The following is a 26,136-nucleotide window of genomic DNA, read 5'->3' on the forward strand; positions in this document are numbered from 1 at the left end:
CAATGATGCCGTCAAACTTGCGGGTCGGGGTCAACGTTTTCGACTCACTGAAGGGGCTTTTGACTCTTTTACCCTACCGCGTTCTCATGGCTTTGGATAGTCAAAAGTCATAATGAGAATTGCTGCGTGAAACCCCGCAAGCTTGACGTAGTTCTGCAAGTGGAACAATACGATCGTAATAAGCTAAAATAATTCCCAACGCTGCCGCGCCACATTCGACCGCTTCCATCTGTAGCAAGGTTGGCGTTCGACGACGACTATCAGGACGCGGTGCTATCGATCGTAAAATTCGTTTGGGTAAAATTCTCCACAACATCATGCAACTCCTAATAAACACCGCTCCACGATCGCAGAATTGGAAAGATAAACGTAATCGGGGCTTGTTCGTCGATCGTCACCCGGACTGAAGTTGTGATTCCAGAAGTAATCTGTTCTTCAGGTCCTTTAGACGAAGACCATCGCAACCCGCTCTTGGTGGTCGAATCAGGTTGTAATTCAGCCAATATTTGGATTTGTGGACCTTTCTCGGTCAAGCTTTGTAAGAGTTCCGCTCCACCGATCACATTTGCAGCACTTTCTTTCGTAACCGGAAATTCAGATACATTCGCTACTTTCGCAATAACGCCTCCGTAACGTTCGCGCTTGACGGTTGAAGGGGTAACTTGTAGCTCCATGCCTTGCTTCACTTTCTTGCCTTCACTGACGGGAAGATAAGCGACGCTCATTAATTTGCTCGAAGAATCTTGAGCTTCGATCGTGCCAATGCGATCGTTTTCTTGCAGGTTTTGTCCAGGAATCGCAATCACTTCTAACACTCGTCCACTGTAGCTACTCACAACTTGGCTTTTGCCTTTAAGCTGTGATGTAAGTTCTGTGATCAACCGTTCGGTATCTTGAATCTCTTTTTTCCGATTGGTTACAGTATTTAGATCTTGTTCTGCCTGAGTTGCAATCTTGCTATCTAACGATTGCAGTTGAGCTTGTAGCTCTTTAGCACTGTTGAGATTTTCAAGAAACTGCCGTTGGGCATCGGCTTCTTTGACATCGAGTTGTTTAAGCTGGGATTCTACTTCATTGATACGGGATTGAGCACTGAGAACATCCTGCCGCGCCTGCAACACCGCATCGGCTGAAACGGCTCCCTGTTGCAACAGATCCTCGCGGTTCTTCAATCGTTGCTGAAAGGTTGGCAATAGTTCACGAGTTGCCTGTAGGCGTTCTGCTAAACTTTGTCGATCGCGCTGGATGGCTTCTAATCCTTTCTCGCGCAAAATCGGAGTAACGGATTGAGTTGCTATTAAGCTTTGTTGTAATGCTTGTCGCTGTTGCTGAATCGTATTGCTATCCACTCCTTGCCGCGCAAGTTGTAGCGAGTTTGCTGTTCGATCTTGTTCTTGAAGTTGAGCTAATTTTGATCGAGCAAGTTGCAGCTTCTCTTGGAGTTCAGTTTGGTCGATCGTAGCGATGACTTGTCCCTTTTTCACCACGTCACCGACTCGAATATTAATTGCCGCAATCTGACCAGAACTCGGAGACTGAAACGCAGTCACTTTACTCGGAAACACAATCACACCTTGTCCAGCAACCGTGATCGGAATTCGACCCAACACGCTCCAAGCAAGCCCGATCGCAATCAGCGAACCCATTGCAGTCAGTGGAATCCACTTTCTCGGCTGGACGACCTGCATTAGTTGATCCAACCGCTCCGGAGACGATAAGCGATCGAGGGCTTCTTTGCGAAATAGATTCGGTTTCTCAGTCGTTGTCATAATCACACCAAGGTAAATGAAGCGGAATATCAACCTTTAGCTACCTCGAATCTGCTTCAACATCCAGTCAAAACGAGTTCCTGCTAAAGTCACTTGTGCTAAAAATCCAGAACTAAGCTCTTCGTCATACGTCAACTCCTCATTCAAAGAGCGACCCGAACTATAACTTAGCCTTCCATAACCCATACTATTGATAATCGCTTGCTGTTTCTCAGTCAGCAAAATCGCCAACACACGATAAAAGCGAGAGGCGAATCCAACATCATTTAAGAGCTTTGCAGACAATCGCCAGCGCGGGATGGTTAACACGATCGAGTCTTCGATCGCCCGAATTGTAACAGCAGGTGGACTCGCTTCAATAAACGGTGTTTCACCAACGATATCTCCGCGTGAAAGTTGAGCTAACTCTCGTTCGGGTGCTTCGGTATCTTCTAAATTAGAAAAGGCGCGAACTAATGGATTATTGACATCTTCGGACACTGAAGCTGCCATCTTGCCATCCAGTAAGATGTGCAAGGCTTCGACAGGTCTACCACCATGAATCAAAACTGTACCTGCCGGAACTTTCGCCGCCTTACCCGCAGCAATCATCCAACCAATATCACTATCATTGAGTCCAGCAAAAATAAACAACACTTCTCTGATCTGGGAATGACAGAGAACTACGGTACTATGACCAATTTGGCGCACTAATTGATCAAGCCGATTTGCAAGTAAAACTGCGATCGCTCGATAAAAGTGAGCCGCAAAACTAAGATCTTCGCGCAGTCTTTCCATTAATTGCGCTTGTGGAATCATCAGAATTAGAGATTTTCTCAGCGCTTTGATGGTAGAAGACGAAAGGTAAGACTCTAAAAAGGGAATTTCTCCCGCAAGTTCACCGTTTGCTAATCGTGCGATCTCCCGTCCAGGCAGTTCCCCACCTTCTAAAACGGCAAATGCACGACCTAATGGATTGTCGTCCGCTTGAGTTACGGTAACAACTAACTCACCATCTAGCAGAATATACAACGCATCAACAGGCTCACCTTGACGAATCAGAACTGTACCTGCGGGAATTTCTTCTCGACGACCTGTAGCAAGCATCCAGTCAATATCGTGATTGCTGAGTTCTTTAAGTAGGACTTCTGACATAATTTAACGTCCTTCTGATATGAGGCACAGCGGATTAAGTAGGAGAGCCAAATTAAACCACTCGTTGGGTTTGGGTTTCGACTTCGCTCAACCCTCGAAGAATCGGGTGTTGCGCGTTGAGCGGAGTCGAAACGCATCTTACGATTAATCTCACCTATCTACTTAACATAGCTGAAAAACAGTCGCAGTTGTGCTTTCGATGCTGTTAAAGAAAGCAGTTGAGTAACGATGACTCAACTGCAATTTATAGTCCATTTCGTATTGCACACCCTGAAAATTCCCTTTACTCTGGAGAGCTATACGTTTTTTTGCTGTACTCTTCCGTATACGTTGACTTGTCTTTATCCTTTTTGTAGTAAGGAAGACCAGAAGTGCCAAGCGTTTCCGAAACTGAATCTGCAACTGAACCGTATAAATCATCAGTTGGATACGAAGGCTCATCGGCTTGGTAGATGCCGCCCGAAACCTGCTCCAGCTCTTGAGCTGATAGCTCTTGAGCTTTCTTGCGCTTTGCATTTTCCATTGGTTTTTCTCCTGATTGGTTTAGTTAGTCAAACCCCTCGATCGCATCGGTTCCCCCAAGCAGTTCCCCTAAGACCTTTAAATCTTCGGTGGTGGCATCAATGACCGTAAGCTGGAAAGCCGTTGATTCGATCGATTCTGATTCAAAGGCGGGCGAACCGATGCTTGCCCTGGAGTGTCTGTTCTGACTGATCGAAACGCGATTTCTGCTGAATCGAGTGCCGAACAATCGAAAACTCACACCCCCATCAATTTGCTCTAGCTCCTCATCCGATAGCTCGATCGCGTCATCGGTTGGGATGATATCATCCTCGGACATAGTTGACTCCTAGGAGTGGAAAGAAGCGAAGGGGAATTCTCCCAAACATGAACCCCCTTCGAGAACTAGGCTAATCCCAAGTCGCGACGAGCATTCTAGATTTCAAGACGCTTCTCGAAGTCGGCTTCGCTGACCGTCTTCTTAGCAACAGTTGCCGAAGCACTCTTGAAGCCATCTGAACCGTTTGCAACTAACTCCTCACTAGCCAGTGCTTCCTGTTTGAAAACAGTGTCAATGTCGGTATCGAGCGATGCGCCGCCTGCAACTGCATCGAGTTCTTCAGAAGACAGTTCCATTGCTTTGTTATTCTTGTTGTCAGACATGATGATTTCTCCTGTTTCAGTAATCTATGATTGTGACAAGTTGGATTTGGACTCAGTGAAGACGGTTCTTTGCAGAACTTGAGTTTTGCAGATGAAGCCGTGTCGTCACTGAGTCTATTTCGAGAGAATGCACTCCAAGCAGATTGAGCAATTAGACTTCAAGGCGCTTCTCGAAATCAGCTTCACTGATGGTCTGCTTAGCAACAGTTGCCGAAGCACTCTTGAAACCATCTGCACCGTTTGAAACCAATTCTTCACTAGCAAATGCTTCTTGTTTGAAAACAGTGTCAATGTCGGTATCGAGCGATGCGCCGCCTGCAATGACATCGAGTTCTTCAACGGACAGTTCGGTAGATTGGTGCATTTTGATTTGTTCAGACATGAGAGTTTCTCCTGTTTTTTTGGTTAATTGAACTTGTACCGAGCGAGAGAAGCAATCCACCGATTTGTTTTGTGGTGTGTTCCTCGCTTGATGTCTCAAGAATAGGTTCTCAGCCCCCCGATGCACATCTGAAAAACGTCTTGCTTATCGAGTGGGGCGAATTAGCTAGAAGCTCTCTAACTTTCGTTGACCTAGCACAAGTATGTTCTATGACTTTCGTTATAGAACAACCGCGATCGCTCTCACAAAAGTCATGAAATCACGCTTAGATCTGGTGCTTGAATGCGATCGCACGTTATGAATGAACGTGAGTGCAATGAATGGAACTCTACATTTCCCAGCACCGTTTATAGAGGAAAGGAACAGTCATGTTAAAAACTTCTAAGCTGGCAACTAAATTTACTTTTCTGTTATCGCTTGTGTTTGTGAGTACAACTATCCTAAGTGGCTTGCTGCTTTCTCGTGCTCTTGAGAAACGAGCCGAAGGAGATATTATTTATCGCGGACAACTGATTTCAGAGATGATTAACTCGGTGAGAAGCTATACGGGGGAGCGAGTGGCTCCGCTGTTAATGCCCTTAGTTGAAACACAACCAACGTTTGTACCCGAAGTGATTCCTAGCTTTTCTGCTAGAGAAGTCTTTGAGAACTTACGCAAGAACAGCGAATACAAGGACTATTTTTACAAAGATGCGTTTCTCAATCCAACGAATCTACGAGACAAAGCTGATCAGTTTGAATCGGAAATTATCGATCGCTTTCGCAAAGATCCGAATTTGAAATCAGTGTCAGATTTCCGTGATTCATTTGGTGAAAAGCTATTCTATACGGCTCGTCCATTTGTGCTGAAAAACCAAGCTTGTCTTCGCTGCCATAGTACACCTGAAGTAGCACCGAAAAGCCATATTGCCAGTTATGGCTCAGAAAATGGCTTTAATTGGAAGCTTAACGAAGTGCTTGGTACTCAGATTATCTATGTTCCAGGAAATCAGGTGTTAGAGAATGCTCGTCAGGCTTCAGTGTTGTTTATTGGCATCTTCGTTGCTATCTTTGCGATCGTCATTTTGCTAATTAACTATCTGCTAAAGCGAAATGTAATCCAGCCGATCAAGCCACTCGCTCAGATTGCTCAAAAGATTAGCGCGAATGAAATGACTGGAGCAGAAGCAGAAGAGTTTGAGCGCAAAAAATTAGCACCGATCGCGAAACGCAACGATGAGCTAGGACAGTTAGGACGAGTCTTTCAAGGCATGATTAGAGAGATTTATGCGCGCGAACAACAATTGAGACAGCAATTACAAAAACTAAGTCTTGAAATCGATGAAGCAAAGCGATCGCGTCAAGTGGCTGAAATCACTGAAAACGGTACCTTTCAACAGTTAAAGCAAGAAGCAAAAGAACTCAGAAGCAAACGGGATGCTACAAACTCGAACTCTTAAAACCCTTACTGCGAGGAACTATCTGTGTCTGAAATCATCTCTGTTCACTCTTTTCGGGGTGGAACTGGTAAATCAAATGTCACCAGCAATCTTGCGACAATCATTGCTCGTTCTGGTAAGCGTGTCGGCATTGTCGATACTGATATTCAATCGCCTGGAATCCACATTTTGTTTGGATTGGACGACGATCGAATCACTTATACGCTGAATGACTATCTTTGGGGGCGTTGTCGCGTTGAAGAGGCGGCGTATGATGTCAGCCCGATTCTAAGACAGAAACAAAGATTGTTTGGTAAATTAGGCAGCGTTCATCTGATTCCTTCTAGCATTAAGACGGGCGAAATTTCGCGAATTTTGCGAGAGGGCTATGATGCCCGTTTGCTGAATGACGGACTGCGAAATTTAATCGATCGATTAAAACTAGACTATCTGTTCATCGACACGCACCCTGGCATCAACGAAGAAACATTGCTATCTGTAATTATGTCGGATGTGCTTGTGATCATTATGCGACCTGATAGCCAGGACTATCAAGGAACAGCAGTCGCGGTCGATGTAGCTCGTAAACTAGAAGTGCCAAAAATGTTCGTTGTGGTGAATAAAGCCTTGTCATCAATGGACTTTAAGGAACTGCGCTATCGGGTACAAAATTCTTACAACACAACCGTTGCAGGCATTCTTCCGGTGTGCGAAGAGATGTTTCGTCTGGGAAGCAGCGATATTTTTTGTTTGCGACATCCGGATCATCCTTGGTCGCATGAGATCAACGCGATCGCAAAACAAATCGTCGGCTCAAACTCGAAACTATTCGCTTAAAATATGCGATCGCTGATGGGATGAAAACCTTATTACTGTTTGTAGGAGAGTGAATGATGATGGACGAAACGAACCATGATCTGACGATCAATTCAGAGCAAGCTGGCATTCGCATTGTTCACCCAGATGCGACTACCCAGACTCGTCAACAGTTACCTTACTTTGTGGGCATCTCTGCGACCACCACTGGAGCAACGGGCATTTCCATGAATCTAGTAGTCATTCCTCCCGGTGGAACCGCAGTACCTCATTTCCATGCGAACTATGAAACTGCGATTTACTTGCTCAAAGGTCGCGTCGAAACTTGTTACGGTCGAGGGTTGAAGCAAACAAAGATCGCCGAAGCTGGAGATTTCATTTTTGTCCCGCCTGGTGTGCCCCATCAACCGCGTAATCTGAGTGTAGATGAACCTGCTTATGCTTTAGTCGCTCGCAACGATCCAAACGAGCAGGAGAATGTTGTGCTCTACGATCCAACTCTTGAGGGTGAGTCATGAAAAAAGTAGCAGTATTTGGCAATGCTGGAGGGGGTAAGTCAACGCTCAGCAAACAACTCTCAAATATCACTGGGCTGCCCCTTCACGTCTTGGATAAATTGCAATACCAACCGGGTGGGATTGCGGTTCCTCGCGAGGAGTATCTGCGATCGCACCAACTTATCCTAGAGCAAGAGCAATGGATCATCGATGGTTTTGGCTCAATCAACACACTCTGGACAAGATTGAATGCCGCAGATACTTTAGTGTTTGTCGATCTGCCTCTCTATGTACATAGCTGGTGGGTGACAAAACGGTTTCTAACGAGCGCAATCCATCCGCCAGAAGGCTATCCCGAAAACAGTCCAATCGTCAAAAGTGCGCTCCGTAGTTATCGAGTCCTTTGGCTCTGTCATCAGCGCTTGACCCCGAAATACCGAGAGTTTGTTGATCAGGCACGAAGCACGAAACAGGTTCATCATCTGCGATCGCCAAAACAGATTGAGCAATTTCTAGACGAGAAAACTTTAGAACAAGGAGGACAGTATGCCAGGAATGCTGATTGAAGGTAAATGGACGGATGAATGGAAAGAGCGCAATCCCAACGGTCGGTACAGTCCAAAGCCAACAACGTTTCGGAATACTGTAACAATGGATGGCGCAGGTGGATCTAAGGCAGAAACCGGACGCTATCATCTCTATGTTGCCTTGGGTTGTCCTTGGGCGCATCGCACTCTGATTATGCGAGAACTCAAAGACTTACAGCAAGTGATCTCTGTCTCGATCGTAGATCCGATTATGGGTGATCAAGGTTGGAAGTTCTCAGATGCACCTGGAACGATTCCAGACTCTATCAATCATGCACAATATTTGCAAGAGATTTATCTGAAAGCCGACTCGAACTATACCGGGCGAGTCACAGTTCCAGTGCTATGGGATCGGCAACGGCAAACGATCGTCAACAACGAATCGCACGAAATTATGCGGATGTTTGATGTCGAGTTTGCAGCACTGGCAACACAAAACGCTGATTTCTACCCACACGACTTACAAGCTCAGATTGATGAAACGATTAATGCGATCGTAACCTCGATTAGTCGGCGTGTTTATGACGCTGGCTTTACAACCTCTCAAATGGTGCACGAAGCAGCAGTAACAGACATTTTCGAGCAGTTAGACCGCTGGGAAGGGGTTCTAGATCAGCAGCAGTATCTCTGTGGAAATCAACTGACCGAAGCAGATATCGGCTTCTTTACAACGCTTTACCGTTTTGACTCGGTTTACTATAGTCACTTCAAATGCAACTTACGGCGCATCGTGGACTATCCAAATCTCTGGAACTATCTCAAGGCACTTTATCAGCGTCCTGAGTTCAAAGTAACGTGCAATCTTGACCATATCAAGCAGGGTTACTACCGAAGTATGCCTGAGATTAATCCGAGTCGCATTGTGCCGAAAGGTCCAATTCTAGATTTTGATGAACCTCACGGAAAACGACCTATTTCCTGATTCCTTGCTGACAAATTTCTCACTCAAAATGAACACAGAGGCTTTTTATGCTACATCACATTTCTTTTGCTGTTCGCGATCCGCGCCATGTTGCTGAAGTCATTGCCGAACTATGGCAGGGGAAGTTAAGTAAGTTCACTATTCTTAAAAGATATAGCTAAGGGAGAACACGCTATATGTCCAAGTTCGACCTCGAAGTAACGCTGCGCGAGATCACTAAGGAAAACTGGCGTGATATTCTCCGCTTGAAAGTAGCCCCACACCAAGAGCAGTTCGTGGCATCCAACGCCATGTCGATCGCAGAAGCGCATTTCAACCCGGAAGTTGCTTGGTTCCGCGCGATCTACGCTGGTGATGCGCCAGTTGGGTTTTTGATGTTGGAAGATGACGTAGCTCAGCAAGAATACTTTCTGTGGCGCTTTATGATCGGTGAGCAATACCAGGGGCGTGGGTATGGGCGAAAGGCGCTGGGGTTGTTCTTCGCACACGTCAAGACCCGCCCTGGAGCAGTGGCGATCGAAACAAGTTGTGTGCCTGCCAAAGGTGGTCCCGGTCCGTTTTACGAGAAGATGGGTTTTGTCTACACTGGAAAAGAAGAGGACGGCGAACTTGTGATGCGACGTGAGTTGTGATCTAGAAATGGTATGTGGGTAGCGAACCGCCCAGCAATTCAAATGCAACGGATGGTTGAAAGCCACTGGTGTTGAATTCAAGGATATCTGCCGCCGCTGATTTGAGCCGTTAGGCTGAAACTCGTTCTAGATACAGCTAGGATACATAGAGCAAATCTTGAGGAATCGCAAAATGCAAAGTCAGAATGTAGATTTAATCCGAAACCTCTTCCAAAGTCGCTTAGCGACCCTTGAGCATCTCCTGAAGTCGGCTCAAGCTTATTTTGGTGATGATGAGTCGTTCCTTCAAAAGCGCATTGCGGCTGATATGTTTCCCTTCGGTACACAGATCGCTTTTACCTGCAATCAACCACGCAACTTTGCTCTCTGGTGTGATGGTAAACCTGCGAATAATCTAGATCCAGATGTTACATCTCTCGTGCAGGCATGCGGACACATTGCAACTACCAAGGAACTTCTTTTGGGTATTAATGTTGAGGATGCAAAGCTAGCTGAGGTGACGCGCATCGATTTGGGTCAGAGCCTCTACATTGAGTTGTCTGGTAACGCCTATGTAAATGAATTCCTAATTCCAAACTTTTACTTCCATATGGTCACGGCTTATGACATTCTTCGTATGGCTGGTGTGCCAATTGGAAAACGAGATTACATGATGCACTTGGTACCATTAATCAGAAAGGAATGAAGCCTAATAAATCGGCTGGAACGGATCGTTGAGAAACTTTGGTGGTATTGCAAAGGTTACTTTCAGTCGCTTAACCGGAATGTTAGGCAGAAGAGGTCGCAGTTTTATGGAATCCAATATTGCTTTAACTCCTTTCTCCCGTACTGATGTCGAACTACTGAGACATTGGCTGGCAGCTTCTCATGTCGCTGCCTGGTATCCCGATCCTGAAGACCACATCGCCTGGGCAGCCAATCCACCAAAACATGGAGATCGATCGCTAATCACGGTTGGAGGTCGAGCAGTTGGCTATATTCGATGGCAGTCTGTGTCCCGTGAAGTTCTGGATTCAGTCGAGCTTTACGAGATCCCAGCCGGATCGGTTGATGTTGATATACTCATTGGTGATTTGGAGTTCGTGGGGCAAGGGGTTGGACCGAAAGCACTTTTAGTATTGGTATCACAGCTTCGCCAAAGAGGAGATGTGCCTTTGGTAGGGCTAAGTCCTAGCGTACGGAATCTATCAGCGCAGCGAGCCTATGCAAAGGCTGGTTTTCACATCTTACGTGAGTATCATCCACTAATATACGGGCGTTGTTATTTAATGGTCTGTAGTCTTAATGAAGATGTCTAACGGTTCGGTTGGAGCGGATTGAGGAGAGCGATCGAGTGAGATTTAGGTTCTGGCGACTGCTCATATCCGTTTCGAGTTCTAGTACGCAGGATGATAATGGGAATGCTCTGTATTTTGCTGAGGAAATAGAGATGATTGAATACCGGGAGAACGAGAATCTGCGTTTTGAAGAATATTATGACTTTCTAAAAAGGTCTGACCTTGGCAGCCAATACCCTAAAGAGCGTTTCGAGGAGAGGATAAGGAAGCTCTTGACTACTCGATCCATTGCTATCACCGCTAGAAATGAAGAGAAACTGGTGGGAATCGTATTTGGTGTGACGGATCTTACTTACTTCTTGTTTGTCACAGACCTTGGCGTAGATAGAGCTTACACAAAACAAGGAATAGGAAGTGAATTATTGGTTCGCATTCGAGCGGTAGTTGGTGGAGAAGATGACATTTCGGTTGTTACCGTTGCAAATGATAACGCAGTAGGTTTCTACGAGAAGTGTGGATATGTATCTGAGAACTGTTTGTTTTGGAAACCTTGCAAACTCTGGAGCGAATTTGAAGTAATCTAGTTCAGCAAAGTGATGGAAAAGAATATCGGGATTATGTCAGGATGTGGAAGGACGATCGATGAAACTGACGCATAACAATTCAAACGCAGCCGACAATTGCAAGTTGCTGGTGCTGATTTGAGCCATTCTCTTCGTTAAAGTGGGTCGATCGCGAAAACTACAATAATGGTGGAGCATTAAGTTTAGAAACGGTTCCGCGATCGCATTCAACCCTAAGCAACTGGAGAACCTATGCGTAGACTCAAGTATTACGTTGCGTGTACTGTGGATCACTACATTGCCCGTCAGGATGGCTCATTCGACTTTTTTCTAACGGGGGGAGAACATCTTGCTGACTTATTAAAACAGTTCCCCGAAACGATTCCAGGTCATCTGCGACATCAACTTGGAATTACGGCTGAAAATCAGTGCTTTGATGCCGTGTTAATGGGACACAAGACGTATGGAATCGGACTCAGTGAAGGGATTACTAATCCTTATCCTCAGATGCGTCAATATCTGTTCTCACACAGCCTGAACAGGAGTCCTGACCCCAACATTGAGCTAGTCTCGTCAGATGCCGTAGCATTTACCAAGGCATTGAAGCAACAGGCGGGTCAAGATATTTGGCTGTGTGGAGGTGGAACTTTAGCAGCAGCATTATTTTCAGAAATCGATGAATTCATTCTGAAGGTGCATCCAGTTTTGCTTGGTGCAGGAATTCCTCTATTTACAGGAAGCATTCCGCAAACTGCACTGGCACTGATCGATCACAAAATCTACGCCAATGGAGTCATGATGTTGCACTATCAAACGAAGCATTAAGTCTAGGAATGGTTCAGCGATCGCACCAGAGGTTTCAGTTAGCCTAAGCAAAGGTTTATTACAGGAGAGCAAAGAAATGCTTTTCACAATTCTAGTTTTATTGGCAACGCATCTGATTGTGCCAGTCCTTCTGATAGCAAGCTTGTGGATTGACAGGTCAAAAAGCCAAATTGAACTCGTCCTGACTGTTCTTAGCTATGGTAGTTACATCCTATTTATATTCAAGGCTGGTAACTGGAGTTGGACAGGATACAACTTACGCTATTTATTTCTACTGCTTTTCGCTGTTGCTACGATTAAATATGCCTTACCTCTTTTCACGCTTCCCCATTGGATAAAATCCGACTTGAAGCAGTGGCTCAACCTACTTGTTGTGGGATTTGTGTTGGCATTTTTTATGACTCTGAATTTTAATGTATTCAAAGCCTATTTCCCCTCAGGATCGTCTATCTCGCTTTCATTCCCGCTCAAACAAGGAACCTACTATGTTGCACATGGCGGAAACTCCTCTTTAGTCAATCATCACTATGAAAATCAAGCCCAGCGATTTGCTCTAGATATCGTCAAACTGAATGGGTGGGGTGTGAGAGCAAAAGGACTTTATCCGTCTGAATTAAACAAATACGAAATATTCGATGATGAACTATACAGTCCTTGTAATGGAGAGATTATCAAGATTACAGATGGACTACCTGACCACATTCCGCCTCATCGGGATGGTACTAATTTGGCTGGAAACAATGTCGTGATCAAAGCCGATCGCTATCTTGTCGTTCTGGCACACATGAAAGCTAATTCAATGATGGTGCAGGAAGGAGAATCGATCGAGAAAGGTCAGTTGATCGGAAAGGTTGGAAACTCTGGGAATACAACTGAGCCTCATTTACACATTCATGCTGTGCAAGGTGAAGTGCTAGAAAATGTATTTAAGGGCATCGGTGTACCAATTATTTTCGATAATCAATCCTTAGTTCGTAATTCTTTAGTTAAAGCATGAGGTAGATGACCATGATTGATGTCGGACTCACTCACATCGCACTTCCCGTTGCAGAAATTGAGCAAAGCATTAAATTTTATGCAACTTACGCTGGAATGCAGGTGATCCATCAGCGCATTGATGCAGAAACAGGGGTTTCGGTTGTATGGCTTTGCGATCGCACTCGCCCTTTCGTCATTGTTCTCATTCAGGCAAACTCAGTGCATCCCGTTCTATCGCCGCTTGCACATCTTGGAGTCGGGTGTCAAAGTCGGGAATGGATGAATGCTCTTTGTGAAAAGGCAAAACAAGAAGGTGTGCTGCTTCAAGAGCCAAAAGATTCTGGGTATCCGATCGGGTATTGGGCGTTCTTGCGAGATCCAGACGGTCACACGCTTGAGCTATCTTTTGGACAAGAAATCGGATTGACCGTAGAACAGATTGATCACGATCTCATCACTTAAACAATCGAACTGGCTTTTGCTGTAATAATGCAACGCTTTCTTTGGTATCTCCCGGAAAGATCGATCGCACTCGTTCGACTACAGAAGTCATGTACTGATAATCGGGAACTGAAGCATTTGTAATAAATCCAGCTTCTTCAGCCACAACCGAGGAAGCTTCGCTGAGAACTTTACGAATTCGTTCCTGGACATTACGATCGAGCTTTGGACTGACTAAGATCGCGCCGGATGGAACCTGATGCGAGTCCGTAAATAAAACTCTAAGCTTTGTTTGCGCCACTTGGGTTTTATAAGTCTCAAACTCTTCGAGTGAAAGTGCTCCTACGTCGGCTTTTCCTTGAATAACCGCATCTAATACCGCTTTAGGAGTTGCTGAAAGTACAAGCTCAGCTAAAGTTAATCCATACAAGTTAAACAGCGGAAAGTAAAATCCTGTTGCTGAACCAGGATTGCCCAGCGCTAGAGTTTTTCCAGAGATTGCGGAAATCTCCTGAATCGGGCTATCTTCTCGAACCACTAACATCGATCGACGATTTTGCACACCAATCAGTGGAAAGAGTGGCGCATACTGATACTGTGAAATTGCGATCGCAGCTAAACCAGGGGGCGCAAAAACCAGCGACCAAGCTCGATTTTGAACGCGATCGAGCGCTTTATTTTCGTTCAATGCAGGTTCTAGCTCGATCAATGCCTGCATCTTCTCACTGAAATAGCGTTTAAAGCGATCGTATTGTTCGAGCGTTTTGCTGCCTTCTTCATAGCTGACCACTCCGACCAAAAGCGACCCGCTGCCGGAATTTGAGCTTGATTTCGCTGTGCAAGCTGAGAGAAGCATCAGAGATAAAAATAAGCGGCGAGAAACTATCATCGCGATCGCCTCCGTTGTGAGAACCTGCGCTGCAACCATAGCTATTCATATCTATGATGTCTACTTGTTCAAGTAAGTTGCGGCGTTGTTGCATGAATAAGGGTTGCGGAGCGGCGACGTGATAGGTTTGAAATACTACCAACGAACCTTCACAGCAATGAGCTACCGCATCCGCAACTGGTCTGAGTATAACGCCGGATTGAAACAAAGAGGAAGCCTCACCTTCTGGATTGATGAAGCAACTCTGAGCCAATGGATTGTCCCGCGCTTGAGCGGACAACGTGGCGCTTCAAATGCCGTGCAGGATGGTGAAGTCTTAGACGAGTTGCTGCATCAGATCGAGGACGACATTGAGCAAGTGACCACCGATGGCGCGTATGACCATCGCCATTGCTACGAAGAAATCGTCGAACGCGGGGCAAAGCCTGTGATTCCCCCGCGCAAAGATGCCGTGAGTTGGCGGCATGGCAATCGCAAAGCTCCACCGCACCCGCGAGATCAAACCCTGCGACACATCCGCAAACATGGACGGAAAAAGTGGAAGCGCATAGCCGGGTATCAAAAATCCTGCCAAGCTTCGTCCTCTTCCGGTCTGAGCCAGTCTTTCGCCAAAACCGACTCGCTCATCACAGTAATTTCTAATTTGTTCGGCAAATGTTTCGACTTCAAGAATTGAACAAAATCTGGAACCTCTTCGAGTAAGAGGTCAGGAATTTCGTCAATTTCATGCAGTAATTGTTCTTTGGCTTGCATAAGGTCGATCGCAGTAGGCTTCATTTCAGTCTACACAGAAGCGCATAAATCACAGCATTCCTTAAACTGCTTCTGTCCACCTGAATACACTTGCGCTTGTACACTAGAACAATGTGGCAAAATTGCCAAACTCGCCAGAATCATTGAGGACACAAAGCAAGCAATGGTAGTGACGCAAGCGCAACTCGCGCAAACTTCGGGTCGCCAGTATTTACCGGATTCCGGTTTGGATCGCTCTCCCAATCAATTCTTAATGCCGCTGACCGCTAAGGTAAACGATCGAGATCATCTCGAAATTGGCGGTTGTGATGTACCGGAATTGGTGAAACATTTTGGTTCGCCGCTTTATATTTTGGATGAGGCAGGATTACGAACCGCTTGCCAACAGTATCGCGATGCGTTTCGACGCTACTATCCGGCAGACGCTCAAGTGCTATATGCCTCGAAAGCTTGGAACTGTTTGGCGGTTTGCTCGATCGTGGCTCATGAAGGATTGGGAATCGATGTCGCGACCGGAGGCGAACTGTATACGGCGCTTCAGGTGGGAGCCGATCCGTCGAAGATTTATCTGCATGGAAATAACAAGTCGATCGCTGAATTGGAATTGGCGGTGAAATCGGGTTGTACGATCGTCGTTGATAACCGTCTCGAATTGCAGCGATTGACGCAGATCAGAAGCGATCAGCCTATCCGAATCATGCTGAGGATTACGCCTGGTTTGGATTGTCATACGCATGAATACATTCGCACCGGACACTTAGACAGCAAATTTGGATTCGACCCTAACCAAGTTGAAGATATTTTCCAATTCATCAGCCAAAATCCGAGCGTTTCTCTCGTTGGACTTCATGCCCACATTGGATCGCAGATTTTTGAACTGCAAGCGCATCGGGATCTACCAGGTGTGATGCTGCAATGGGTCAAGAAAGCTGCTCAATATGGTTTGAATGTCTCTGAATTGAATGTCGGGGGCGGTTTGGGAATTTGCTATAACGAGAGCGATGATCCGCCTAGCATTGATGAATGGGTAAGGATTGTTGCGGAATCGATGATCAAAGCTTGTGAAGCGGAAAAGATGCCGTTGCCGAAATTGCTGTGTGAACCGGGTCGATCGCTAATCGGTTCTTCTTGCATTACGGCTTATACAGTTGGTGGACGTAAGACCGTTCCTGGAATTCGGACTTATATTAGTGTCGATGGCGGAATGTCGGATAATCCCAGACCGATTACATATCAATCGATCTGCCGAGCGGTGATTGCGAATCGGATGTCGAATGAAGCCAAAGAAACCGTCACGATCGCTGGAAAACATTGCGAATCGGGAGACGTTTTGATCAAAGACATTACCCTTCCTGAGACAGAACCGGGAGATATTCTCGTCGTGATGGCAACGGGAGCCTACAATTACAGCATGGCATCGAATTACAACCGTTTGACTCGACCAGCGGCGGTACTCGTTCATGAAGGAGAAGCTAACATTATCCTCGAACGGGAGACTTACGAAGATCTGATTCGACACGATCGAGTCCCGGACAGACTGAAATAAAGGATGAAGGATGAACGATAAAGGGTGAGGATTGGCAAAGATGGAAATTCAATTGCAATTCTCCCTTCTAAGCTTCGGTGAAGCTTCGATCCCACCCTTGCTTCTCCTTCCGACTGCTCTACAAGCTGTGCTGAATTTTGTTCTAGAAAATTTGCGGTTTCTAGTGGATGTGGGACTGGTCTTGGCGCTCACCTACGTCATGCTGGTAATCATCGGGCGAGAACGCCGGACACTCTGGATGGTGCGCGGTTTTATTATCCTAATGCTGGCGGCGGCAGTCAGTCGGCGGATGGATTTGGCACTGTTGAGTTTTGTGCTGAATAATCTCGTCGTCGGCGCTGCGGTCGCGATGGCGTTTATTCTTCAGTCGGAATTTCGCAGATTTCTAGAACAGCTTGGACGTGGGGAAATTTCGCAACTGTTTCAGCCCTCGAATCGGAGTTTGCCGGGTTCGGACAGCGTGATCGATGAGATTGTCGAAGCGGTGAAAGGGCTGTCACAGAATCGGACTGGGGCACTGATGATTATTGAAACGGGCGCGGCGATCGACGATCGGGATTTCTCCGTTCCCGGTGTCAAACTCAATGCAGAATTATCCAAAGAACTTTTACAAACGATTTTCCAAACCACAACGCTTTTGCACGATGGCGCAGTTTTGATTCGCGGATCTCGGATCATTGCCGCAGGGGTGATTCTGCCTCTATCTGAAAAGACCGCTTCACGCCAATTGGGAACGCGCCACAGAGCCGCAATGGGAATTACGGAAAAACTCGAAAATTGCATCTGTGTCGTTGTATCTGAAGAAACGGGATCAATCTCACTCGCGGAACGAGGAATATTAAATCGCCCCTTAACGAGCAGTAAACTAAAAGAGCTTTTGGAAGAACGGTTTTCACAGTCGGGCGATCGCGAACCAGTCTCGCGCGATCTGAAATCTCTCGGTCGTCAATTCCGGACAAAGGCAGTATTCTTATTCTCGCGTTTATTTAATGAAGGTAATTTAAAAAATCGCCGGATTCCGAATGAACGCAAGCGCGGCGATTCCTAAATTCTGCTAAAACCAGATTGATTTCCCATACCCTTTTCATCGGCGTTCCCCGAAACCACCAATGACAACTGCGAAGCACCCTGTTTTACGAGACTTACCTGCTGATTTAGACCGCGATCGCTTACCTCGCCATGTTGCGGTGATTATGGATGGGAATGGACGATGGGCAAAACGTCAAGGGAAACCCAGAATTATGGGGCATCGGCGGGGTGTGGATGTTTTAAAAGATTTGCTCCGATGCTGCCGGGATTGGGGAGTTGAAGCGCTAACGGCTTATGCGTTTTCAACCGAGAATTGGGGACGACCGCTCGAAGAAGTGGAATTTCTGATGACGCTGTTTGAACGAGTCTTGCGTCAAGAACTGCGCGAAATGATGAAGGAAAATGTGCGGATTAAATTCGTTGGAAATTTGGATGCGCTGCCGACGAGTTTACAGGCGGAAATTGAGCGATCGGTATTAGAAACGAAAGACAATCAAGGAATTCGATTCACCGTTGCGACGAATTATGGCGGACGGCAGGAAATTATTAAGGCTTGTAAGTCGATCGCCGCTCAAATTCAACAAGGCTTAATCCAGCCTGATGATATCGATGAAAGCTTGTTCGAGCGACATTTGTATACGACTGGGATTTGCGATCCGGATTTGATGATTCGGACGAGCGGGGAAATGCGATTGAGTAATTTTCTACTTTGGCAGGCGGCTTACGCAGAATTGTATGTGACTGATACGTTGTGGCCCGACTTCGATCGATCTGAATTTCATCTGGCACTCAAGTCTTATCAACAGAGAGAACGCCGATTTGGAAAAGTTGGAAATAAGCTTTAAGAGGGTGTTTGAGAAGGATAAAAAGCGGCTTTGCTGCGTTGCCAGTCCGCCCGGAAATAAATCTCCGGGCTAATGGAGGAAACCCCGCTGGAGCGGGCTAAGAGAGTTATTCGGAGTTCTTAGCCCAGTTTAGTGGGCTTCCCCTGATTAGCCCGGAGATTTATTTCCGGGCGGGTGAATGCGATAAAAGATTACTTCTCAAACACCCTCTAACGTCCAGCTTTAAGAATTTGATCAGCGGTCAGATTTAGTTCGGGGAAGGTGGGAGAGAGGACGCGATCGATACCTCTAAACTGTCCAATTTCGCGGTACTGTTCGCCTTCTAGAAACAATACAATCACTACTGCACGAGTTGGATCGATCAACCAATACTCGGAAATGCCTCGTACCGCATACTGAGCACGTTTTCTCACATAATCCCGAATGTAGTTCTCGCTGTTTGTGTCACCGGGCGAAACAATTTCAGCCACCAAAATAGGTGGTGGCATTTCTGGTGTAATGGTAAGTTGCGATCTCGTCACTGCCAAATGCTCTTCTCGCAAAATCACTAAATCAGGAAATCGATTTGCGGCATCTCCAGCTTGAAGAACCGGAACTTGAAGTTGACAGGCATAAAGCTTGATCAGTCTCCGCTCGACGATTTGAGCGATTGCAAATAACCAGAACAGTTCTTGAGCGATCGCAGTATTGGGTTCGGATTCTGGAGGCAATTCAACTAGCTCCCCATCGATCCATTCGTATTGTCGATCGCTGCCATCGTCATCGTTCAAATATTCCTCGAAGGTTCTAAATCTTGGTTTGGCTTGGGTCATAAGCGTTAAGGTCCTGCAAAAACAGCGTCCTCGATATCTTGGCGACTGAGCGAATATTTAAACGATCGCTGAATATCCCGTCCCTCGACATTGAGATATCGCACACTCAATTGATCCACATCCAGCATCAGTTCAGCCTGCCATTGGGAACGCTGAATCGTCCAGCAGTGTAAATCTTCCGAATCTTGTTCACAGCCTTGATCGGTGAGCCAAGCTTCGATCGCAGGTAGCGGATGGTTATACAGCGGAGTATCACCGGGAGGTAGCGTCATACAAAGAATCCATCTCAACAGATTCTATTGTCGCTTGATCTGGAGAAGGTGTGGCGATTTCGACCTGCTCGATCGGATGATGCTGTGCGGTTAAGGGCTGAAACGCTTGATCGCCGCGAGTAATCCCGATCGTAATTGCCAGAATTAAACAGCCGACGAAGGTAATGCCGAGAATAAATAGTGCGAATAGCTCGCCGGGGGAAAGGGGGCGATCGGTAGCATCTAAGTAGGCTGAAGAATTCGGTTCGGGTTTGCTTGTTTTGTGCAGGCTCGGTAATTGTCGAACCACGACCACGCGAGAATAACCGATCGACAAATCGTATGCTGCACGACGTTCAGGATTGCTGAGAGTCGCGTAAGCTTCATTTAGAGTTTGAAATTTTCGAGTCGCGATCGCTTGTGGTAATTCGGTCGTATCTGGGTGATACAACTTGCTCAATTCACGATATGCCTGTCGAATTTCCCGTACCGAAGTTGAAGGATGCAGTCCTAACAGTCCGTAGTAGGTTGACTCGATCGACGCTTTGCCACCTGAACCTAGTTTCTCCTCTGCCACTGGACTTATCCTTGAACGCTCAGCATTAGGAACTATTATTGTCGTCAGAAGCGAAAGTCTGCAAGTAGCAATCTTTCAAACTGATTGAAAAACGCTCCTAAATCTTAACCAAACCCCAACCTAGAAATTACCTGTCCTTGGTATTAGCCCTCTACAGTGAAAGACGGGATTTCAGGATGGAGCCGGATCTATGATCCAATCGTTCGCAACATCGTTAATTGAGCTACCTGATTCAAGACAGTTACTGGAACAGCTTTATCGGGAGCGGACTTTACAGCCATTTCGCAGCGGTCAAACGATTCCACTACGCCCGGATGAGTTGTGGATCGTTTGTCGCGGCGTGGTGGTTCTCAACACGTTGCACCCCACTGGGGATGAGGCATTACTCGGAGTGGCAACGCCTTCGATGCCGTTTGGGTTGCCGCTGACTTGGATTACACCCTATAGCGCGATCGCATTAACTGACGTGGATTTGTTGCCCCTGGCGCTGGCGGAAATCGAAAGATCTCCTGCACTCTGTCAAGGGCTGTTTCGTCATTTGAGTCGTCGATTACAGCAAGCCGAGGCGTTTTTGGCGCTTTCTGGCTGTCGCCGAGTGGAGGAGCGACTGAAGCAGTTATTAATCCTGCTCCAGCACGAAGTCGGACAACCTGCTCAACGGGGGACACGGCTTCAGGTTCGTCTGACGCATCAGCAATTGGCAAATGCGATCGGAACAACGAGAGTGACCGTGACCCGATTAATTGGGCAGTTGAAACAGGAGGGCTGGCTGTCGATCGATGCCAAACGTCATATTATTCTGTACTAATAGCCTGTGATCAATCTGGCGACCCGTTGCGGTGGCTTTTTGACTTCAGCCATGACAGCAGATTGCATGACGACGGCTTCGATTGGGACTATGCCTTTTTCCTCGCTGTTAAGAATGGCGGCGGCGCGTCTGGAAAGATCGAGGACTCGATTATCGAAATACGGTCCGCGATCGTTCACCCGCACGACTAGGCTCTTTCCATTCAGTCGATTGGTGACTTTGAGAAATGTGCCGAGCGGTAGGGTCGGATGAGCAGCGGTGAGATCGTTCTGGTCGAAGATTTCGCCGTTCGCGGTTTGGCGACCGTGGAAATAAGGACCGTACCAGGATGCCATGCCGTCGATGCTGTTGTCGGTTTTTGCCAATTGGTACATTTCCATTTGGGCATCGGCAATTGGAATGCTCGTTTGTCCGAGCGCGATTCGGAGATTGTTCACCCAGTCGATCGCGATGAGTTCCGCAGGACGACCGAGTTGAGAAGATAAACGATCGCTGACGGTGAAAATGGTGCGATCGCCTAATTTAGCGACGATTTGTTTCTTCTCGATCGCGGCTTTTAGCGTGGAAGCATCGAGATTTGGAGTTTCGAGCAATTGGGCAATCCGTTGGGCGAAGATTTCCGCAGAGGCGCGATCGTCCAAGGTGGCAATGTGACACCCTTTTGCCCAAATCTGAAAGCCGCTGGAACGATTTGGCGTAGTTGGACACTGCCAGAATCCAAGTCTAGGGCGCGTTTCACTTTGCGTTAAAGGAATTCCATCGAATCCGATTTCGACGATCGCAACGGATGAAGGATCTTGTGAAGCTGCCACGATCGGAAGCTGATTGAACAAAGATTGCATCGAGCCAATGAAGTCATTCAGCGGATTTTCGGTTGGAGGAAGCAGCAATCCTTCGATCGCACTGAGCCAGTTGGATTGGGATGCTTCGGAACGGTCTGCTGAGGGATGCTGAACAGTCGCGATCGTCAATTGTAGCGAGGACGAGGCTTGCAGCGCACTGCGTGTTTGGGGGAGCGTGGATTGGCACACACGGCTCTGACACAGAACATGAGTGAGAAATTTGGGTGTTTCGAGTAGCTTGCCTCCTACACTAGGAATGCCACTGAACCACGAAGCGACCCACATAAGTCCAAGTATCAACATTGTTGGTTTGATTTCACAATTGTAAACAGCAATACACTTTTGCCGAGGTTTATTATAAAGTTCTCTCGGCACAAAATGGATTATCCAAAGGAAGTAGATCTGCCTAACTTTGGGGCATTCCTGTTTAATTCATGTACCTTTTGGCACATTCTGAGGCTTAACTGATGACGCTATCGTTCTACATTGTGGATGTGTTCGCTGAACGCAAATATGCGGGAAATCAACTTGCGGTGTTTCGTGCTGCTGATTTTCTGAAAACTGAGGAAATGCAAGCGATCGCGAAAGAAATGAACTATTCGGAAACGACATTTATCTTGTCGGAACTTCCGCAAAATGGCGGTTATCCAGTCCGAATTTTTACACCCGATCGAGAGCTTCCGTTTGCGGGACATCCGACGCTCGGTACAGCGTTCATTTTGCAACAAGCGATTATTCAAGATTCCGTATCTATCGTGAGATTAAACCTTGCAGTGGGTCAAATTCCCGTTACATTGAACTACGCCGAAAGGGACATTGAGGTGCTGTGGATGCGCCAAAACACACCAGAATTTAAACAACGATTTTATCCGGATGCGATTGCGCCTATCTTAGGGCTGAGTGTGGATCAAATTGACGATCGCACTCCGATCGAGGAAGTTTCTACAGGTTTGCCGTTCATCATTGTTCCGCTAAAAAACCTAGCTGCATTACAAAAAGCGAAAGTCGATCGAGATGCACTTTTTAAGCTAGTCGAAACCACAGAAGCAAAAGCAATTCTGATCTTTTCCCCTGAAACCCGCAATTTAGACAATCAGTTAAGCGTCCGTGTCTTTGTAGAGCCATTGGGCGGACCGCCAGAAGATCCGGCAACAGGGAGCGCGAATGGATGTTTAGCGGCGTATCTAGTTCAACACTCCTACTTTGGTCGAGCAGAAATCGATCTTCAAGTTGAACAAGGCTATGAAATCGGGCGACCTTCATTGCTGTTCTTGAAAGCTCAAAAAGAAAATGAAGCTTTTGAGATCTCAGTAGGCGGCAAAGTTATTCTGGTGGCTAAAGGTGAGTTCGTTTAGCAGAATGCTTTGGAAGGATTGAGAGACCCGTCGCTGCGATTGCGTCCGCCCGTGATTGCAAATCACGGGCGGATGTGGCAATCAACGACTATCTATAAAACACCTCATAACAGATGCAAGACCTAACAGAACGATTGCGATCGCACATTGAAGAGATTGCTCGCGATCGCGATCCATTCTTTGCTACTCAAGGTCATTTCTATGTTCAACAATACATTCGCGAACAGTTTTCACACTGGGGAACAGTTGAGGCGCATGAATTTCAGGTTGGAAAGCGCACTCACACGAATTGGATTCTGAATCTACCTGGGCGGAATAATACTAAGCCTCCGATTTTGATCGGTGCACATTATGATACGGTTCCAAACTCTCCAGGTGCAGATGACAATGCAACGGGTGTCGCGGTGTTGTTGGAAATGGCAAAAGCTTTTTCTGAACAATCTGCCCGCTATCCGATTCGATTGATTGCATTTGATTTAGAAGAGAATTTTACGCAGACCGATGCTCATGGTAACTCTCAGTATGCAATGTCTTTGAACGGTGAACCATTGCGATTGATGATTGCTTTAGAAATGTTGGGGTATTGCAATCACGATCGTAATTCACAGCTTTATCCCGCAGGATTAGAGCGCTTTTATCCCGATCAAGGTAACTTTATTGCACTCATTGGCAACATTCCCACGATTCCGGATTTGATTCGATTGAGTCGGGGAATTCGTCGATCGAACATTGGATGTGAATGGCTTCCAGCAGGAATGCGCGGCAAGATTGTTCCAAATACTCGCAGAGGTGATCATGCTGCATTTTGGGATCGAGGCTATCGAGCATTAATGGTGACAGATACAGCGAACTTACGAAATCCGAACTATCACAAACCGAGCGATCGAATTGAAACCCTTGATTTTGAGTTTCTAACAAAAGTGTGTGAAGGCTTGATCAATTCCATCCGCCAACTTTAGCTTGGGTATAATCTCTAAAAAGAAAGGTCATCACAATCACTATGATGCGACGATTCATCCCGGTAGTTCTTGCCAGCATCACCAGCTTTACACTCACCGATTCACAAGCAATTAGCCAAAATAAACCGACTTGTCAGCGATCGACTCAAAGTTTTCTCGTGTTTGGTGGCGGAGGTGCGCCTTCCTACAATGAGATTGCGCTTGAGAAAAATATGCTGTACTTTCAGCGATCGCTCAAAGAACTCGGATATGCTTCAAACGCTGCACCAATCTATTTTGCAAACGGCAACACAAGCGAAAAAACAGTCCGATACTTAGACGAAAAAGGCGACCAGCAATTTAAAGCGCACAACATTCCAAATGTTCAAGGTGCTTCGAGCATTGCGAACTTACAAACCTGGATGGCTCAAGCAGCAAAAGAGAAAACAACGACTCCATTGTTCTTCTACTTTTCAGGACATGGTGGACACAATCGAGCCAATGAAGATAACTCTACGTTGTTGATGTGGCGCGATCGAGAATTGAGTGTCCAGAACTTTACGGCAATGCTCGATCGACTTCCGCAGAATAAGCCCTTTGTCACGATGATGTCTCAATGTTACTCCGGCTCATTTGCAAATCTCATCTACAATGGCGGCAATCCAAACAAAGGAATTGCACTTCAAACCCGCTGTGGATTCTTTGCCACGATTAAATCTCGTCCTTCAGTGGGTTGTACTCCAGAAGTGAATGAAGCAGACTATCGCGACTATAGTTCGAGCTTCTTTGCTGGATTAACCGGACGCGATCGTATTGGTCGCAAAGTTGCTTCAGCAGATTACAACAAAGATGGACGCACCTCATACTCTGAAGCTCATGCCTACGCCAAAATTGATAAGTTCACCACCGATTTACCTGTTTCAACTTCTGAAGCGTGGTTACAGCGACAAGTGAGCAATCCAACCATGCGAGAGCAAATTTTAGGACAACCGATCGCGCCTTTGGCAAAAATTGCTCGACCTGAACAGCGCTTTGTGATTGAGTCCCTGAGTCGTCAATTTAAGTTTGATTTGAATCGATCGTTGCGAGGGAATCTACGATCGATCAATCCAACCTTGATCAAAACTGCTGAAGATGAAGCCTACTTAGTTCGCTTGTCGATGGAGTTGACCAATGTAGCAATGGAGCGACGAGTCAGAACTTCTAAAAATGCTCGATCGATCCAGATGCTCGATCGATTGATTCGATGTGAAGCAGGATCATGGGGTAAGCCGTAGTGAGATACGATCTAAATTAGGATTAAGGAGATTATCTAATGGCGATTACTCTTGAACTTTCTCCGGAGACTGAGACTCGTTTGATTGCTCAAGCGAACGCTCAAGGAATTTCAGTTGAACAACTACTGAAAAACACGATCGAAGTTCTACTTGCCACATCGAGTTCAACTGGGTTCAACACTCGAACTAATTCTGATGCTACAGAAGAATGGGTTCGAGCATTCACAGATTGGGCAAACAGTCATTCGACAGATACACCGCTTTTATCTGATCAAGCCGTCAGTCGTGAAAGCATCTACCGCGATCGCGAAGATGCTCAACGATGACTTATCTGATTGACTCGAACGTTCTATTGAGGCTTGCTGAACCAGCACACCCAATGTACGCTCCATCTCTAACAGCAATTACGACTTTGAGAAGGCAGCAAGCTTTGATGTATATCGCCCCACAAAATTTAATTGAATTTTGGGTCGTTGCAACCCGTCCATCAAATGTGAATGGGCTTGGAATGACCGTGGCACAAGCACTAGGAGAACTAACGAGAATCAAAAGCTTTTTTCTCGTTCAGCCTGATACTCCAACAATTCTAGTGGAGTGGGAAAGGCTGATTACTCAATATCAGATTCAAGGAAAGCAAGCCCATGATACGAGATTAGTTGCGGTAATGATCGTTTACCAGCTAACCTTAGTGATGTAGAAAACTTTTTGCAGTCTCAAGATGAGAATGTAGTGATTTTAGAGAACTGAATGCGCCGCTCTAAACGAACACGTTTACTTTCGGAGGCACAAGCGGCAGGCGGACTACGACG

Annotated in this window: 34 protein-coding genes; 22 read left to right on the forward strand and 12 right to left on the reverse strand. The window is 46.4% G+C overall.

Annotation, left to right across the window (positions count from 1 at the left end; translation table 11 throughout):
* Positions 1-100 precede the first annotated feature (100 nt).
* The 7 genes from ACQ4M5_RS39500 to ACQ4M5_RS39530 form a co-directional block, all read right to left on the reverse strand.
* Positions 101-316 carry a cysteine peptidase family C39 domain-containing protein gene (locus ACQ4M5_RS39500; RefSeq protein ID WP_430681272.1) on the reverse strand — a complete coding sequence of 72 codons (216 nt, stop codon included), beginning with the start codon at positions 314-316 and terminating at the stop codon, positions 101-103.
* A 10-nt stretch (positions 317-326) separates the two neighbouring features.
* Positions 327-1,769, reverse strand: coding sequence for an NHLP bacteriocin system secretion protein (locus ACQ4M5_RS39505; protein ID WP_430681273.1), 1,443 nt, complete (start codon positions 1,767-1,769; stop codon positions 327-329).
* A 36-nt stretch (positions 1,770-1,805) separates the two neighbouring features.
* The gene (locus ACQ4M5_RS39510; protein ID WP_430681274.1) at positions 1,806-2,903 is read right to left on the reverse strand and encodes a cyclic nucleotide-binding domain-containing protein; all 1,098 of its coding nucleotides are present in this window, start codon (positions 2,901-2,903) and stop codon (positions 1,806-1,808) included.
* Positions 2,904-3,186: 283 nt separating this feature from the next.
* Entirely contained in the window at positions 3,187-3,426 is a 240-nt protein-coding gene (locus tag ACQ4M5_RS39515) for a hypothetical protein (protein WP_430681275.1), read from the reverse strand.
* A gap of 24 nt (positions 3,427-3,450) precedes the next feature.
* Positions 3,451-3,744: a hypothetical protein gene (locus ACQ4M5_RS39520; protein ID WP_430681276.1), complete on the reverse strand. Its 294-nt coding sequence runs from the start codon at positions 3,742-3,744 to the stop codon at positions 3,451-3,453.
* Between the two features lie 95 nt (positions 3,745-3,839).
* Complete coding sequence (locus tag ACQ4M5_RS39525) at positions 3,840-4,067, reverse strand: CTB family bacteriocin (protein WP_430681277.1); 228 nt, start codon at positions 4,065-4,067, stop codon at positions 3,840-3,842.
* Positions 4,068-4,218: 151 nt separating this feature from the next.
* Positions 4,219-4,449, reverse strand: a complete 231-nt coding sequence (locus ACQ4M5_RS39530; RefSeq protein ID WP_430681278.1) for a CTB family bacteriocin — start codon at positions 4,447-4,449, stop codon at positions 4,219-4,221.
* A 368-nt stretch (positions 4,450-4,817) separates the two neighbouring features.
* On the opposite strand from ACQ4M5_RS39530, the gene ACQ4M5_RS39535 reads away from it, so the two are divergent.
* The 12 genes from ACQ4M5_RS39535 to ACQ4M5_RS39590 all read left to right on the forward strand — a co-directional run bounded on the left by ACQ4M5_RS39535 (position 4,818) and on the right by ACQ4M5_RS39590 (position 13,426).
* Complete coding sequence (locus ACQ4M5_RS39535; protein ID WP_430681279.1) at positions 4,818-5,888, forward strand: c-type heme family protein; 1,071 nt, start codon at positions 4,818-4,820, stop codon at positions 5,886-5,888.
* A gap of 24 nt (positions 5,889-5,912) precedes the next feature.
* Positions 5,913-6,704: a MinD/ParA family ATP-binding protein gene (locus ACQ4M5_RS39540; RefSeq protein ID WP_430681280.1), complete on the forward strand. Its 792-nt coding sequence runs from the start codon at positions 5,913-5,915 to the stop codon at positions 6,702-6,704.
* A 56-nt stretch (positions 6,705-6,760) separates the two neighbouring features.
* Positions 6,761-7,201 carry a cupin domain-containing protein gene (locus tag ACQ4M5_RS39545; RefSeq protein WP_430681281.1) on the forward strand — a complete coding sequence of 147 codons (441 nt, stop codon included), beginning with the start codon at positions 6,761-6,763 and terminating at the stop codon, positions 7,199-7,201.
* Positions 7,198-7,746 carry an adenylate kinase gene (locus ACQ4M5_RS39550; protein WP_430681282.1) on the forward strand — a complete coding sequence of 183 codons (549 nt, stop codon included), beginning with the start codon at positions 7,198-7,200 and terminating at the stop codon, positions 7,744-7,746. The genes ACQ4M5_RS39545 and ACQ4M5_RS39550 overlap by 4 nt, the downstream gene beginning before the upstream one ends.
* Positions 7,727-8,689 carry a glutathione S-transferase family protein gene (locus ACQ4M5_RS39555; protein ID WP_430681283.1) on the forward strand — a complete coding sequence of 321 codons (963 nt, stop codon included), beginning with the start codon at positions 7,727-7,729 and terminating at the stop codon, positions 8,687-8,689. Before ACQ4M5_RS39550 ends, ACQ4M5_RS39555 begins: the two co-directional genes overlap by 20 nt.
* Before the next feature lie 176 nt (positions 8,690-8,865).
* Entirely contained in the window at positions 8,866-9,321 is a 456-nt protein-coding gene (locus tag ACQ4M5_RS39560; RefSeq protein WP_430681284.1) for a GNAT family N-acetyltransferase, read from the forward strand.
* A gap of 172 nt (positions 9,322-9,493) precedes the next feature.
* On the forward strand, positions 9,494-10,006 hold the full coding sequence (locus tag ACQ4M5_RS39565; protein WP_430681285.1) for a DUF1993 domain-containing protein: 513 nt from the start codon (positions 9,494-9,496) through the stop codon (positions 10,004-10,006).
* A gap of 106 nt (positions 10,007-10,112) precedes the next feature.
* Positions 10,113-10,619, forward strand: coding sequence for a GNAT family N-acetyltransferase (locus ACQ4M5_RS39570; RefSeq protein WP_430681286.1), 507 nt, complete (start codon positions 10,113-10,115; stop codon positions 10,617-10,619).
* Positions 10,620-10,750: 131 nt separating this feature from the next.
* Complete coding sequence (locus tag ACQ4M5_RS39575) at positions 10,751-11,182, forward strand: GNAT family N-acetyltransferase (RefSeq protein ID WP_430681287.1); 432 nt, start codon at positions 10,751-10,753, stop codon at positions 11,180-11,182.
* 231 nt (positions 11,183-11,413) lie between these two features.
* Complete coding sequence (locus tag ACQ4M5_RS39580) at positions 11,414-11,986, forward strand: dihydrofolate reductase family protein (protein WP_430681288.1); 573 nt, start codon at positions 11,414-11,416, stop codon at positions 11,984-11,986.
* Between the two features lie 76 nt (positions 11,987-12,062).
* The gene (locus ACQ4M5_RS39585; protein WP_430681289.1) at positions 12,063-12,983 is read left to right on the forward strand and encodes a M23 family metallopeptidase; all 921 of its coding nucleotides are present in this window, start codon (positions 12,063-12,065) and stop codon (positions 12,981-12,983) included.
* 5 nt (positions 12,984-12,988) lie between these two features.
* Positions 12,989-13,426: a VOC family protein gene (locus tag ACQ4M5_RS39590; RefSeq protein ID WP_430681290.1), complete on the forward strand. Its 438-nt coding sequence runs from the start codon at positions 12,989-12,991 to the stop codon at positions 13,424-13,426.
* Here the strand turns inward: ACQ4M5_RS39590 and ACQ4M5_RS39595 are convergent.
* Entirely contained in the window at positions 13,419-14,333 is a 915-nt protein-coding gene (locus tag ACQ4M5_RS39595) for a phosphate/phosphite/phosphonate ABC transporter substrate-binding protein (RefSeq protein WP_430681291.1), read from the reverse strand. The genes ACQ4M5_RS39590 and ACQ4M5_RS39595 overlap by 8 nt on opposite strands.
* Before the next feature lie 259 nt (positions 14,334-14,592).
* Between ACQ4M5_RS39595 and ACQ4M5_RS39600 the strand changes: the two genes are divergently transcribed.
* The 4 genes from ACQ4M5_RS39600 (at position 14,593) to ACQ4M5_RS39615 (ending at position 18,467) form a co-directional block, all read left to right on the forward strand.
* Positions 14,593-14,970: a transposase gene (locus ACQ4M5_RS39600; RefSeq protein ID WP_430681305.1), complete on the forward strand. Its 378-nt coding sequence runs from the start codon at positions 14,593-14,595 to the stop codon at positions 14,968-14,970.
* A gap of 66 nt (positions 14,971-15,036) precedes the next feature.
* A complete protein-coding gene (lysA, locus tag ACQ4M5_RS39605; protein WP_430681292.1) occupies positions 15,037-16,593 on the forward strand; it encodes a diaminopimelate decarboxylase in 1,557 nt (518 codons plus the stop codon).
* A gap of 40 nt (positions 16,594-16,633) precedes the next feature.
* A complete protein-coding gene (gene cdaA / locus ACQ4M5_RS39610; RefSeq protein ID WP_430681293.1) occupies positions 16,634-17,641 on the forward strand; it encodes a diadenylate cyclase CdaA in 1,008 nt (335 codons plus the stop codon).
* A 61-nt stretch (positions 17,642-17,702) separates the two neighbouring features.
* A complete protein-coding gene (locus ACQ4M5_RS39615) occupies positions 17,703-18,467 on the forward strand; it encodes an isoprenyl transferase (RefSeq protein ID WP_430681294.1) in 765 nt (254 codons plus the stop codon).
* A gap of 209 nt (positions 18,468-18,676) precedes the next feature.
* Here the strand turns inward: ACQ4M5_RS39615 and ACQ4M5_RS39620 are convergent, their stop codons facing one another.
* From ACQ4M5_RS39620 to ACQ4M5_RS39630, 3 genes are read right to left on the reverse strand one after another with little or no spacing between them, the layout of a single operon-like run.
* On the reverse strand, positions 18,677-19,279 hold the full coding sequence (locus ACQ4M5_RS39620) for a Uma2 family endonuclease (protein WP_430681295.1): 603 nt from the start codon (positions 19,277-19,279) through the stop codon (positions 18,677-18,679).
* 5 nt (positions 19,280-19,284) lie between these two features.
* Positions 19,285-19,551, reverse strand: a complete 267-nt coding sequence (locus tag ACQ4M5_RS39625; RefSeq protein WP_430681296.1) for a DUF3143 domain-containing protein — start codon at positions 19,549-19,551, stop codon at positions 19,285-19,287.
* Complete coding sequence (locus ACQ4M5_RS39630) at positions 19,532-20,107, reverse strand: J domain-containing protein (protein WP_430681297.1); 576 nt, start codon at positions 20,105-20,107, stop codon at positions 19,532-19,534. Before ACQ4M5_RS39630 ends, ACQ4M5_RS39625 begins: the two co-directional genes overlap by 20 nt.
* A gap of 190 nt (positions 20,108-20,297) precedes the next feature.
* On the opposite strand from ACQ4M5_RS39630, the gene ACQ4M5_RS39635 reads away from it, so the two are divergent.
* A complete protein-coding gene (locus tag ACQ4M5_RS39635; RefSeq protein ID WP_430681298.1) occupies positions 20,298-20,915 on the forward strand; it encodes a Crp/Fnr family transcriptional regulator in 618 nt (205 codons plus the stop codon).
* Here the strand turns inward: ACQ4M5_RS39635 and ACQ4M5_RS39640 are convergent.
* A complete protein-coding gene (locus ACQ4M5_RS39640) occupies positions 20,912-22,042 on the reverse strand; it encodes a septal ring lytic transglycosylase RlpA family protein (RefSeq protein WP_430681299.1) in 1,131 nt (376 codons plus the stop codon). The two genes, ACQ4M5_RS39635 and ACQ4M5_RS39640, sit on opposite strands and share 4 nt — an antisense overlap.
* A gap of 182 nt (positions 22,043-22,224) precedes the next feature.
* Here ACQ4M5_RS39640 and ACQ4M5_RS39645 point away from each other — a divergent pair, with 182 nt between their 5' ends.
* The 5 genes from ACQ4M5_RS39645 (at position 22,225) to ACQ4M5_RS39665 (ending at position 26,024) form a co-directional block, all read left to right on the forward strand.
* Positions 22,225-23,112 (forward strand): PhzF family phenazine biosynthesis protein, encoded by an 888-nt coding sequence (locus ACQ4M5_RS39645; RefSeq protein ID WP_430681300.1) that lies wholly within the window; start codon positions 22,225-22,227, stop codon positions 23,110-23,112.
* A gap of 113 nt (positions 23,113-23,225) precedes the next feature.
* Complete coding sequence (locus ACQ4M5_RS39650; protein WP_430681301.1) at positions 23,226-24,071, forward strand: M28 family peptidase; 846 nt, start codon at positions 23,226-23,228, stop codon at positions 24,069-24,071.
* Positions 24,072-24,112: 41 nt separating this feature from the next.
* Entirely contained in the window at positions 24,113-25,327 is a 1,215-nt protein-coding gene (locus tag ACQ4M5_RS39655) for a Caspase domain-containing protein (RefSeq protein WP_430681302.1), read from the forward strand.
* A gap of 38 nt (positions 25,328-25,365) precedes the next feature.
* Complete coding sequence (locus ACQ4M5_RS39660) at positions 25,366-25,653, forward strand: hypothetical protein (protein ID WP_430681303.1); 288 nt, start codon at positions 25,366-25,368, stop codon at positions 25,651-25,653.
* Positions 25,650-26,024 (forward strand): type II toxin-antitoxin system VapC family toxin, encoded by a 375-nt coding sequence (locus tag ACQ4M5_RS39665; RefSeq protein ID WP_430681304.1) that lies wholly within the window; start codon positions 25,650-25,652, stop codon positions 26,022-26,024. The genes ACQ4M5_RS39660 and ACQ4M5_RS39665 overlap by 4 nt, the downstream gene beginning before the upstream one ends.
* Positions 26,025-26,136 lie beyond the last annotated feature (112 nt).

This window comes from Leptolyngbya sp. AN10 (assembly GCF_050565645.1).
Lineage (GTDB): Bacteria > Cyanobacteriota > Cyanobacteriia > Leptolyngbyales > Leptolyngbyaceae > Leptolyngbya.